Source organism: Cytobacillus sp. S13-E01 (assembly GCF_029193815.1).
In the GTDB taxonomy this organism is placed as follows: Bacteria; Bacillota; Bacilli; order Bacillales; family Bacillaceae_L; genus Bacillus_BV.
This window is the reverse complement of the sequence record NZ_JARFVC010000002.1, coordinates 135,686-147,816: the sequence shown is the minus strand read 5'-3', so window position 1 is coordinate 147,816 and position 12,131 is coordinate 135,686. Positions and strand designations below refer to the sequence as shown.

The window sequence follows — 12,131 nt, the reverse complement described above, 5'->3', positions numbered from 1 at the left end:
AACGATAACCCTTGAAAGGATGGATGCCTGATGTCATTAGAATGGTTTGATCGTGTAAGCGGAGAACTTCAAGACCACTTAGAATCAATCTGCGACAAATATGACCAAGTGGGTCATATGTCTATTGATCGTGGTGCGAAACACCCTCGTATTGAGTTTTTTGTTGATACTCGAGAAGATGATGGAAGAGATTATTTTTGTACATTGTTCTATGATCCAAATAATGAAGAATTTTATGTAGAATCGTTTGATTTTGAATTCGAACAGACATCAAGAACGCTTCTTTCAGATATAGAAGATATCGTTGACGCGGTTCATGAAAGCTTCCATGAGTATATGAATGAAGATGATGATGACATAGAAGAATTCTATGTAACTGAAGATGATGATGGAGAAGAATACTTATTGAGTGATGATGATGAGTTTGAAGAATATTATGCTAGTGAAGATGATACAGGTAATGATATTATGGAAGAAATTGATGTAGAATGGACTACTCCTGAGGTAACAGCATATGAACACGAAGATGAAGTTACCGTAACCTATCAATTCGGTATTGTTGAAGAGACTGGTGACGGTGTGCTTCGTCGTGTTAACCGGGTTAGGACAATTGATGAGGAACTAATTGAAGATGAAACTAATTTTATTTTTAGCAAAGAAGAAGCAAGTACAATTATAACAATGATTGCTAGTAATATGGACTATTTAAGTGAATTAAACTTTGATCAATTGGATTAATACATTAAAACGACTACCAATAAAGTAGTCGTTTTTTGCGTGCTTAATTAATATTCAAATAGATAACATAGGTTGAACGGTCTTCATCAATTTCGGTAGAGATTTTTTGATATTCAATTTCACCTAATAAAATATAATCATTACCTAAAAAGGCCAAAGCTTCATCATGCGAATGAAAATCATATTTAAGTAATAAAGTAGATTCCTTTTCAGCAGAATAATGTCTAAGCTCTAATGTAACATGGGAGTATGAAGTGGCACTATAAAAGGCAGTTTCTTCCTTATCCTCTTCAACATAAATAACAAACATATTTCTTTCTAGGGCAGATGAAGTTTTAGTATATACTTTTTTATCTTTAATAAAATAATCACATAGCCTTCTACAAAAAATCTCAGTTTGGTCTAAGTTGTTATAATGATATAATGCAGGATACGCATTTTGTGGATCATTTAAACGGTATTCTAATTTTGTTATTTTTTCCATTTTAACCTCCAAAAGTATCGTTATTTCTACTATACTATAATAGGGTGACCTGAAGCTATTTCTTAATAAGTGTGTTTAGCTCCGGGCACGCCTTGCACTTTTCGTATGAAAGGAGGAATTGAGTTGACAAAAACGAAGAAGCTTTTAACCGGAATTATCTCCGCAGCAATGGTTACTTCCGTTGCTGGATGTAATAATCAGCAGTCATTACCGCCTGAGCCAACCGATGAGGAATGTCGTGATTGGGAGTGGGATGGTGAAGATGGTGTTTGGGAATGTGATGATAGAAATTCACCGCGATATGGACACTTCTTTTACGGCGGAATGTTTTTTGCTTCTAGAAGTCTGCTGCGTTCTAATAGCTCATTTCAAAATTATAAATCGAGCAACTCATTTAAAGGAGCAAAATCGGGTTTTGGGTCCGGTTCTAGGGGAGGATTTGGAGGCTAATGTCAAAAGGCTTAGCTATAGGGCATCATAACATAATGAGAGAAAAGTTTTACGGGTCTATCAAATCCTTTTGGCATAACCTTAATGATCAAGAATACGCGCTTTACGATATTTTATCGATGACGAATGTTGAAGTGGAAGAAATTAGACTGGCTACAACAAGAATAGGTCATATCTTTTTCAAAACAGCCAAGCTTTTAAGGAGGTCTGATGAGGCAACTCTTAAACAGTTAGATTTTCCAGGCGAAATTCTCCCGTTTATTAGACATATTGCTCTTCCGGTCGAATCAGTTATTTCAAGGGTAGATCTTGTGAGAACAAAAGATGGCTTAAAGGTTCTTGAGTTAAATGCTGACACGCCGACGTTTGAAAAAGAAGTCTTTCATATAAATAATGTCGTGTTAAAGCATTTTGGTATGATAGATCCAAATCAAGGATTGGAAAGTGTATTAGGGAAAGAAATCCAAAAAGCGATTATTGAATGCCATCTTCGAACACAACAAGAACATAATCCGTATGTTGTCTTTACTTCCCATGGTGATCATGTTGAAGATAAGGAAACTACTAAATATTTGATGAATCTCAGCACTATTACTACCTCCTATATCCCATTAGATAAGCTACATATTATTAAAAATGTAGGCCTTTTTGATAATGAAGGTAGAAAAATTGATGTCGTTTACAGACAGACATACCCACTGGAACATTTAATTGAAGATCAAGATACACCTTCTAGTGAAAAGGTTGGCTTACAGCTGCTAGAACTTGTAGTAGCCGGGAAATTGTCTATGATAAATCCTATATCATCATTTTTACTTCAATCCAAAGCTGTACAATCGGTGATTTGGGGAATGATGGAGCTAGGACACCCTTTTTTTTCAGAGGAAGAAAGAGAATGGATTCACGCTTATTTTCTTCCAACATATCTAGAAAAAGATCCATTTGTTACAAGAGGTATAAGGTATGTTAAGAAACCGAGCTTTGGTAGAGAAGGAGATACAGTAGAAATCTTTGAAAATAACCAAATGGTTGATGAGGATATAAATAAAACATATAAAGATTCTCTTCCAGTCTACCAACAGTATATTGATTTACCCTCTCATCCAATTATGACAACATATGGTCGTAGAGAGAGCAAATTATTAATTGGAAGCTTTTTAGTGAATGGTAAAGCGAGTGGAATAGGGGTCAGAGCTGGAAATCAGATTACAGATAATAATGCATATTTTTTACCTGTGGGTATAAAATTGTAAAAATGAAGGGATTGAGTGAATGTGACTTTCTTAGAGCTATTTTTATCTACTCTATCGTATATTGGAACTGCTGTAGTGTTATTGTTCATCGGAATCGTCCTATTTGAAGTGACAACAAAAAATAAAGAATTTCAATTGATTAAAAACGGTAACAAAGCGGCAGTCTATGCTTTTGGAGGAAGAATCCTTGGACTTGCGATTGTTTTGTATGCCTCAATCTCGAACTCCGTTAATTTGTTTGATATGGTCATTTGGGGTACTCTAGCAATCATTATTCAAATTATTTTGTTTTATTTAGCAGAACTTTTAACACCAACCTTTAATATTACAAAAGCGATAGACGATAACAACCAAGCAGTTGGATTGTTTTTATTGTTTTTATCGGTATCACTTGGGTTAATTATAGCTGCGTCGTTAACTTATTAGAAATGTGCAGGCTCTACGGAGCTAGAGTGAAAAATGAAATGAAGATGGCAACGCATTAACACTCGGATAAAAAATCGAAGAATTTAGTGACGATTTATTCATTGGCAGTATTATTGTAACCTTCAGTGTATTTTACTTTCGTGTGTTTTAACGATTTTGTTTTCTAAGTTGAAATATAAAAGTGCTGAATATAAAAGTGCATATCTAAAGATATTGGTTTATGTTCTTCTCAGCACTCATTGATTTTATTATATTATAGCTCCATAAGTCTTCTCATCACAAATAATAAACAGCTTTGCGTTAGTAGAGATTTGTCGATCTAAATCTGATACGATAGAAATGTCATTACCGTCTCCAACGAGAACGGCACCGTTTGAGGCTAAGTATTGTGATGCGTCACGATAAGTAGTCCATTCTGCCTTTTTACTGATATGATATAAATCATAACCCTTGTGAGAGGTAAGTTGACGGATAATCTCACTTGAACCGTTAAATAACATGGACCTAGCAGCAAGATGTGCAGCAGTGTCGTTTGGTGTGATAAATTCTTCTACATTCGCATGCTCAAAGGCTTTCAAATGTTTGGAATCTAAAACCTCACATATCGTATAGATGCTTTTGTTATGCTGATTGCCAATTTGCTCTAATACAGAAGCGATTAGCAGGGTAACACCATCTGATTCTGACGTTTTTTTCGCACCATCTTGGGCAAATACCATGATGGACTTACATGATAGAAGATTTGCTTGATAGAGGGTTTCTTCAACCGCGGGATCCCCACTAACAAATTCAACCCGTTCGTGTAAGATGGGTATTTTTGCTAATTGCTCATCAACGATAACGATATGAATATCCTTGAATGTATGAAGAAGTTCTTGAAGAGCGATCCTAGTTCGATTTGTCCAATTAACCAAAATGATATGGTCAGTTGCTGTCACTTTCATTTTCCCTTCCTCCTTTAACCTCTTCCGAAGACTTAACGCTTCAATAATTTTGCCGATTACAACTGTCATTAAGCCGATGCCGATGACATATAAAAACATTGCAAATATTTTTCCTTGTACTGTTGTAGGAGAGATATCACCATATCCAACAGTCACAACAGTCGTCATCGTCCACCATAAACCTTCAAATGCACTTGTAAAAACATCAGGCTCTAAATAATTGATAAAAAAGCTACTAAATAAAATCAAAGAAGTAGTAGCAAAAAATAACGTCCAATTACTCATTTTAATTGCATTGATCCAAATCCGTTTAAAAAATAGCAAAATGCCACTCCCCATTTATAATGTTATGTTAGTATCTTAACATAGACCTACAGTTCTTAAGCAACTGAAAAACCGGAAAAAATTTAGTGATAATGTGAAATTAATGGATGGTGAAGTCATGTATTTAAAAAAAATCACACTGTTAAAAGAAAATATATCTAGCTTTCATTCTTATCCATTCTCTATCCCTGTATTTAAAGAGTTAAACGAGTTAAACTTTAAAAGCACGGTAACATTTTTTGTTGGAGAGAATGGATCAGGAAAATCAACACTACTTGAAGCAATTGCAACTCAAATTGGGTTTAATAAAGCGGGTGGAAGTCAGAATAATTTCTTTGAAATAGAGGATACGGTGTCATCCTTAGCGGGTTACCTAAGATTATCATGGCTCCCTAAAATTTCAAACGGCTTCTTCTTAAGAGCGGAGACATTTTATGATTTTGCTTCTTATTTAAACGAATTACAACGAGAAAACCCAAGCATTAACGTCTTCTCATCTTATGGGGGCAAATCATTACATGAGCAATCACATGGGGAATCCTTTCTTTCTTTATTTAAAAACCGGTTTGGAAAAAAAGGAATTTATTTACTAGATGAACCTGAGGCAGCTCTTTCACCAGCGCGTCAGCTTGCGTTATTAAAAGTCATTCATGACCTTGAGCAGGAAGGTGCCTCACAATTTATTATTGCTACACACTCACCAATTCTGTTAGGGTATCCCAATGCAACGATCTTACATTTTGATGGTTCGATCCATGAAATAGACTATGAGGATACAGAGCATTATCAGCTAACAAAATATTTTCTAAATAATAGGGAAGGGATGCTCAATAAGCTTTTGAATGATACAGATTGAATTCTGAACAGATGTGTTGTGGTCCTAGGTTTTAAAAAAATGGGTGTGTATCAAAGTGATACCATCCATTTTAAGAACTTGGACCATACTAGTTTTTCTATATTTGCTCCACGTCTTTCTTCAGCTTAAAGAGTTTTTCTTTTGCACTAGTGCTAAGTGAATACCCTTTTTGTACTTTTTTACTATCTCCCTTTTCTATACCTTCTAATTGAAGACTTAGTCCAGCTGTATAATCTGTTAGTAATTTGGTGATATAGTTTTGAAGGTCGTTTAATTCCTTGTTTTCGGTTATAGGATCGTTAAGGATTTTACTTACTACAATTAAGGTTTCTTCATGGGCGATACTCATTGCTTCAATTGCACCTTCAAGTTCATCATATTTCTGTTGTTCTTCTAATAACAAATCCAACTCTTTCATAATTTGGCTAGACAGTTGAACATTTCGCACAAACTCAGTAAATATTTCTTTTTCATTATTAGATAATTCGATTGGTAGGTTTGGCTGTTTTTGATTAACGTTATTATCTCTTGTAATTTCTTCATCGTTATTATTTGTTAGGAAGGTTATTAGTACAAAAGCCAGTGAAAAAATGAAAAGAAGGTAAAACGGGATAGATTTCATGAAATTTTCCTCCTATGCTTGTCATATGTTCCATTAATATCTATGAATGAAAACTAGTAAATATGTGTTTATTATAAGGGTATTTATTTTGTATGATGGTTAATTAAAATAAAAAAATGAAAGAAACACATTATTTTTTGGTGGTTTTACGAATAGTGAGATCAACATTATATGTTACGATACAAATTGTGAAGTGATTAACCACTCTATCCATTATTTTTTCCGCTTGGGGAGGAGACTTTTAAATGAAATTACGTGTATCAGCAGTTCAATATCATCTACACACAATAGACAGCTTTAAAGAATTTGAAGCACAAGTTACCCATTATGTAAAAACAGCTGCAGAATTTAATACTGACTTTATCCTCTTTCCAGAGTTTATAACAACACAATTAATGTCGATAGATAATCAAAATGTTTTCCAAACGATTCAACATCTACCACAATATACTGAGCTTTATTACAACTTGTTTTCATCACTAGCAAGAGAAACGGGGACACACATTATCGGAGGTACCCATGTAATCGAAGATAATGGTCGCTTATATAATGTAGTCCATATGTTCTATCCGGATGGTAGAATTGCAAAGCAACCAAAACTTCATATTACACCAACAGAAGTAGATGAATGGAATATCACTCCTGGTGACGGGTTACAAGTTTTTCATACCATTAAGGGTACTGTCGCTGTATTAACATGCTATGATATTGAGTTTCCTGAAATTGTCCGTATGGCTAGGGCAATGGGAGCTGATGTTATCTTTTGTCCTTCATGTACCGATGATTCGCATGGCTTTAACCGTGTTAGATATTCCTGTCATGCTAGAACTATCGAGAATCAAGTATATGTTGTAACAACTGGGACTGTGGGCGCTTTACCGACAGTTGATTTTATGAGAGCAAACTACGGTCAAGCCGCAGTGATTACACCAAATGATATACCATTCCCACAGCGTGGCATTATGATTGAAGGCGATATTAATAACGACATGATAGTGACAGCTGACCTAGATTTAGAACTTCTTTATGAAGTTCGTGAAAAAGGATCTGTTACAACATGGCGTGATCGACGTGTTGACCTGTATCCTGACTTTGAACAGTTAGTAAAAGCAAAACCTGAGATGATCGGTTAATAGAAAGGGGTGTTTTTCGTGTATAGAAAAGAATTATATCTCTACCATAAAGACACACCGATTAAAGTGATTGTTCGTAACTACAACAAAGATGACTTCCAAGCATTAATTGATATTCAAAGAAAAAGCTTTCCACCACCTTTTCCTTCTGAGCTTTTATGGAATGAGGAGCAATTGACGAACCACATCACACTATTCCCAGAAGGGGCACTTTGTGTTGAGATTGATGGTGAGTTAGCGGGTTCAATGACGGGACTATTAGTCGACTTTAATCCTAGTAATCCAATTCATACATGGGAAGAAATTACCGATAGCGGTTATATCCGCAATCATAATCCTGGGGGAAATACATTATATGTAGTTGATATTTGTGTTAAACCTTCCTACCGTATGCTTGATTTAGGAAAACTATTAATGCAATCAATGTATGATGTTGTTCTTCACAAAGGACTTGATCGATTATTGGGTGGGGGAAGAATGCCTGGGTATCACAAAGTTTCAAATGAAATGTCACCAGAGGACTACGTAGAGAACGTGTTAAGTGGAGAAATGAGAGATCCCGTCATTTCGTTCCTGCTTCGGTGCGGTAGAACGCCTGTTACACTTGTAGAAAACTATCTAGAAGATGAAGAATCACTTAATTACGGATTCTTAATGGAATGGAAAAATCCCTTTAAAACGTTTAAGGAGGAGTAAATTATGGAGTATGTTCAACTCAAAAATATAAATGATCCGTTATTTGCACAAATGCACAAATTAATGCAAAAAATCTTTCCAAAAGAAGAAGTCCTTGACTTTGATTTATGGAAAGAGCCTTTAGAAGATCCTTCGATTCGTATGTTTGTGGCTGTACAGGAAGGAAATGTAGTGGGAGCAACTGAATACCGTTATTACCCAGATACAAATATTGCAATGACTGATTTTACTATCATAGGTCAAGAAGGTCTTGGGATTGGCAAGTTCTTAGCAAATAAACGTACGGAAGATTTAAATCAATTGGCACATGGAACAGAGATCATTGGAATGTTTGCTGAAATTTATAATCCATATATGGTTGAGAATTTTACATTTGGTGGCGTAACCGTTATGAACCCATTTGTTAGACGTGAAGTATTATCACATCTTGGTTACCAAAAGCTAAATTTTTCGTATGTTCATCCTTCTTGGTTAAATGATGGTGAAGCTGTACATGGACTAGATTTGTGTTTTCTACCATTTAAATCTGGTGTGACTTCATTAGAAGGGAAATTTATTGCGAAGTTTTTAAAAACGTATTATACTGTTCTACCGAATAAACCAGTAGAATGGCTGCAAATGATAGATCACCTCGAAAGTCGGGAAGAAGTGGAGTTGCAACCAATTTAAAATATATACTTATATACCTACTTAAGCGTGTTTAGTAGGTATATTTTTTTTGAAATGGTAGAATAGTCATAATACTAAAATCTGATGGATGTGTAAAAATATGAAATCAAACTGGCAATCAATTCTCCGTCAATATCGAAAGGATATCTCTAAGCAACGTAATAAATCTCGTTTTATTTCTTTTGAAAACTACGAAAAGGACTCTACATATTCTAATTTTACAGAAGACCCAGGAATTTTATTTATTCATACAGGCGCAATTGGCTATCAAATTGGTGAAGATGAATTTAGATCGTTGAGGCAGGGGGAGCATTTGTTTTATCCAAAGGGAGTGACTTTAACTTTCGAGATAAAAGAAGACACATTTTGTACTCGCTTTGATCTAAAAAGAGTGATTGTTGAACAATTTATCGAATTACTCAAGAACTATGGGAGCTACCCTAAATCTATGGATCAACAACCAAACAGGCTATGTATATTTCAGCAGACACGGTCAGAAGCTATCGATGAACTACTAGAAGAGCAGGTCCATCAATATTTTGAATTAAACAAGGATCACGATTTTTTTATTAGCCAATCTCTGTGTAAAATCATGTATCATATATTTCCGGATGAACATATGCTTTCAAAAATTGTTTATCTGATTGAAACACCATTTTATCCAGAGGCAATTCAAGAAGTTGAGAGCTATATAATTGAGAATTACCATCAGCCACTTCGTATGAAACAATTGCTTGAGGTAGCGATGGTTAGTGAATCAAATTTAAGCAGATTATATAAAAAGTATTTTGGTATGTCTCCAATGGAAAGATTAACGACGATTCGGATGGAACAAGCAGCTCAATTGCTACGGAACTCCTCGACAACGATAACTGAAGTGGCTGTTCAAGTAGGCTATCAAAGTATGTCAGCGTTTGTTCAACAATTCAAGAAAAAATTTGGGTTATCGCCAAAGCGATTTCAATCTTCTCATTCGTAACATACTATACAAAAGAAAAAAATTACATAGAGGACGTGACATTTAAATGAATCTTAAAGTACTTAAAGGACAGCATCATGTTTCAGCGATAACGGGAAATGCAAAGAAAAACTATCATTTTTACACGAAAATCCTTGGACTAAGACTTGTTAAAAAAACAGTGAATCAAGATGATACATCTGTATATCATTTATTTTATGCTGATGAACGAGGAAACCCAGGTACAGACTTAACATTTTTTGAAATTCCACGCGCAGGCCAAACACATTTTGGTACAAACAGTATTTCCGCAACCTCCTTACGTGTTCCAGCAGATGCTTCTTTAGATTATTGGAAAAAACGTTTTGAAGAATATGGAGTAGAACATGATGGAATATCTCAGCAAACTGGCCGCACAACTTTAGCATTTAGGGACTTTGAAGGTCAAAGAATGATCCTTGTTTCTGATGAACATAACATCGGAGTACAAGGTGGTAAGGCGTGGGATGAGAGCCCGGTACCAACAGAACACGCGATATATGGTCTAGGACCTGTTCATTTGACTGTATCGCAAATTGGTAAAACGATAACAGTATTAACTGATGTATTAGGTTTTAGAAAAAAAGGTACATATACCATTGGTCAAAGTGAGATTATCGTGTTCGAAACGGGTGAAGGTGGTACAGGTGGAGAAATCCATCTTGAAGAACGAACTGATTTACCAGTAGAGAGGCCAGGCAGAGGTAGTGTACATCATGTAGCTTTTAGAGTTGAAGATGAAGAAGAGCTACGTAAATGGGTAGATCACCTTAAACAATTGAGAATTCCAAGTTCAGGGTTTGTTGAACGCTACTATTTCAAATCATTGTATTTCCGTGAGCCAAACGGAATATTGTTCGAACTAGCTACAGACGGTCCAGGTTTTGAAGGTGATGAGCCATTCGAGGAACTTGGAAAAAATCTAGCGCTACCACCATATTTTGAGGATAGAAGAGAAGAAATTGAAGCCAAGTTAGAACCTTTAGATACCAATGAATAAAAATAGTAACCAGAATAACAGCGTGTAAAATATAAACAATACATGTAGAGGATAGGTTCAAAAGGGATTCATCCTATTGATTTTCATATCATTCCAAGAGTATTTTTATTCCTCTACTTATTTCTTTAAACAGGGATTAAAATGGATAGTGTGAAAAAAGTCACGACAAAACTCCTCATTCCATGCTATCCTAGCTATATACAACTTTGTGAGGTGAAGATTATGCAACTTACAGTAGAAAAAAATTTTGAACAGACTAAAGAAGACAAAAAAGTGCCATCAACCTATTCAAGGACAAATCCATTTCAAGCGAGAGTTCTCGAAAATATAAATTTAAATGGAGCTGGCTCTAGTAAAGAAACAAGGCATATTGAGTTATCGTTAAAAGAATCAGGACTTTCCTATAATCCGGGTGATTGCCTTGGTATTATCCCTGAAAACGATCCTGAACTAGTAGCTGCCCTTCTTGATGAAATGAAGTGGGATGCACAAGAGGCCGTAACAATTAATAAACAAGGTGATACACTTCCACTGAAAGAAGCGCTGACAACACATTTTGAAATTACATTATTAACGAAAAAAGTGCTACAGCTTGCCGCTGCATTAACAGAAAACGAGGAGTTACAAAGGCTTGTTTCTGTTGAAAAAGTGGCCCAACTAAAGGAATATATCGACGGGCGTGATTTCCTTGACTTGTTACGTGATTTTGGCCCTTGGAATGCGACTGCCCAGGAAATTGTGTCTCTTTTAAGAAAGATGCCGCCACGCCTATATTCAATAGCAAGCAGTTTTACCGCAAACCCTGGTGAAGTGCATCTAACGATCGGTGCTGTACGCTATACGGCACACGGACGCGATCGAAAAGGAGTTTGCTCTGTTTTATGTTCGGAACGTCTTCATGAAGGAGATACGATTCCGGTATTTATTCAACAAAATAAACACTTTAATCTACCAGATTCCGAAGATACAGACATTATTATGGTTGGACCAGGTACGGGCATTGCACCATTCCGTTCATTTATCCAGGAACGTGCAATGAATAGAGGAAAAGGTAGAGCGTGGTTATTTTATGGAGATCAGCATTCTGCGACGGATTTCTTATATCAGAATGAGTTAGAAAAATACCAAAAAGATGGTGTACTGACAAAATTAGATGCCGCCTTCTCCCGTGATTCGGATCAAAAAGTATATGTACAGCATAAAATGCTTGAAAACAGCAAGGAATTGTTTGAATGGCTAGAAAAGGGAGCATACTTCTATATTTGCGGTGATAAGCAATATATGGCGAAAGATGTCCACAACACGCTTATTGATGTAATTGAAAAAGAAGGTGTAATGACCCGGGAAGCAGCAGAAGCGTATCTAAATGATTTGCAGAAGCAAAAGCGTTACCAACGTGATGTGTATTAATAATTGGTAGCAGTGGCGCTTACTATTTATGTGTATTTTATCCCGCATTAACGGGCAGTAAGTCCCCCATTTTAAAACTTAGAGAATTCGAAGAAGTTTTGAAGTGGGGGAAACAAAAGGGTATCGAAT

14 protein-coding genes are annotated in these 12,131 nt (G+C 35.7%); 11 read left to right on the top strand and 3 right to left on the bottom strand.

Annotated elements, in window-relative coordinates:
* Positions 1 to 30: 30 nt before the first annotated feature.
* Positions 31 to 738 carry a hypothetical protein gene (locus PY093_RS02605; protein ID WP_275644312.1) on the top strand — a complete coding sequence of 236 codons (708 nt, stop codon included), beginning with the start codon at positions 31 to 33 and terminating at the stop codon, positions 736 to 738.
* Between the two features lie 43 nt (positions 739 to 781).
* Here PY093_RS02605 and PY093_RS02600 read toward each other — a convergent pair whose 3' ends face one another.
* Entirely contained in the window at positions 782 to 1,222 is a 441-nt protein-coding gene (locus PY093_RS02600) for a hypothetical protein (RefSeq protein WP_275644311.1), read from the bottom strand.
* A gap of 123 nt (positions 1,223 to 1,345) precedes the next feature.
* Between PY093_RS02600 and PY093_RS02595 the strand changes: the two genes are divergently transcribed.
* From PY093_RS02595 to PY093_RS02585, 3 genes are read left to right on the top strand one after another with little or no spacing between them, the layout of a single operon-like run.
* The gene (locus PY093_RS02595; protein ID WP_275644310.1) at positions 1,346 to 1,672 is read left to right on the top strand and encodes an aminotransferase yhxA; all 327 of its coding nucleotides are present in this window, start codon (positions 1,346 to 1,348) and stop codon (positions 1,670 to 1,672) included.
* A complete protein-coding gene (locus tag PY093_RS02590; RefSeq protein WP_275644309.1) occupies positions 1,672 to 2,925 on the top strand; it encodes a glutathionylspermidine synthase family protein in 1,254 nt (417 codons plus the stop codon). Before PY093_RS02595 ends, PY093_RS02590 begins: the two co-directional genes overlap by 1 nt.
* Before the next feature lie 21 nt (positions 2,926 to 2,946).
* Entirely contained in the window at positions 2,947 to 3,351 is a 405-nt protein-coding gene (locus PY093_RS02585) for a DUF350 domain-containing protein (protein ID WP_275644462.1), read from the top strand.
* A gap of 248 nt (positions 3,352 to 3,599) precedes the next feature.
* Here the strand turns inward: PY093_RS02585 and PY093_RS02580 are convergent, their stop codons facing one another.
* Complete coding sequence (locus tag PY093_RS02580; protein ID WP_275644308.1) at positions 3,600 to 4,619, bottom strand: ion channel; 1,020 nt, start codon at positions 4,617 to 4,619, stop codon at positions 3,600 to 3,602.
* A gap of 118 nt (positions 4,620 to 4,737) precedes the next feature.
* Here PY093_RS02580 and PY093_RS02575 point away from each other — a divergent pair, with 118 nt between their 5' ends.
* A complete protein-coding gene (locus PY093_RS02575; RefSeq protein ID WP_275644307.1) occupies positions 4,738 to 5,475 on the top strand; it encodes an AAA family ATPase in 738 nt (245 codons plus the stop codon).
* A 97-nt stretch (positions 5,476 to 5,572) separates the two neighbouring features.
* Here the strand turns inward: PY093_RS02575 and PY093_RS02570 are convergent, their stop codons facing one another.
* Complete coding sequence (locus PY093_RS02570) at positions 5,573 to 6,097, bottom strand: hypothetical protein (protein ID WP_275644306.1); 525 nt, start codon at positions 6,095 to 6,097, stop codon at positions 5,573 to 5,575.
* A gap of 245 nt (positions 6,098 to 6,342) precedes the next feature.
* Between PY093_RS02570 and PY093_RS02565 the strand changes: the two genes are divergently transcribed.
* The 6 genes from PY093_RS02565 to PY093_RS02540 all read left to right on the top strand — a co-directional run bounded on the left by PY093_RS02565 (position 6,343) and on the right by PY093_RS02540 (position 12,002).
* Positions 6,343 to 7,230, top strand: coding sequence for a carbon-nitrogen hydrolase family protein (locus PY093_RS02565; protein WP_275644305.1), 888 nt, complete (start codon positions 6,343 to 6,345; stop codon positions 7,228 to 7,230).
* Between the two features lie 18 nt (positions 7,231 to 7,248).
* On the top strand, positions 7,249 to 7,926 hold the full coding sequence (locus PY093_RS02560; protein WP_275644304.1) for a GNAT family N-acetyltransferase: 678 nt from the start codon (positions 7,249 to 7,251) through the stop codon (positions 7,924 to 7,926).
* Positions 7,927 to 7,929: 3 nt separating this feature from the next.
* Positions 7,930 to 8,595, top strand: a complete 666-nt coding sequence (locus PY093_RS02555) for a GNAT family N-acetyltransferase (protein WP_275644303.1) — start codon at positions 7,930 to 7,932, stop codon at positions 8,593 to 8,595.
* 100 nt (positions 8,596 to 8,695) lie between these two features.
* On the top strand, positions 8,696 to 9,574 hold the full coding sequence (locus PY093_RS02550) for a helix-turn-helix domain-containing protein (RefSeq protein WP_275644302.1): 879 nt from the start codon (positions 8,696 to 8,698) through the stop codon (positions 9,572 to 9,574).
* Positions 9,575 to 9,620: 46 nt separating this feature from the next.
* Entirely contained in the window at positions 9,621 to 10,592 is a 972-nt protein-coding gene (locus PY093_RS02545) for a ring-cleaving dioxygenase (RefSeq protein WP_275644301.1), read from the top strand.
* A 222-nt stretch (positions 10,593 to 10,814) separates the two neighbouring features.
* A complete protein-coding gene (locus PY093_RS02540) occupies positions 10,815 to 12,002 on the top strand; it encodes a sulfite reductase subunit alpha (protein WP_275644300.1) in 1,188 nt (395 codons plus the stop codon).
* The last annotated feature ends 129 nt before the right edge of the window (positions 12,003 to 12,131 follow it).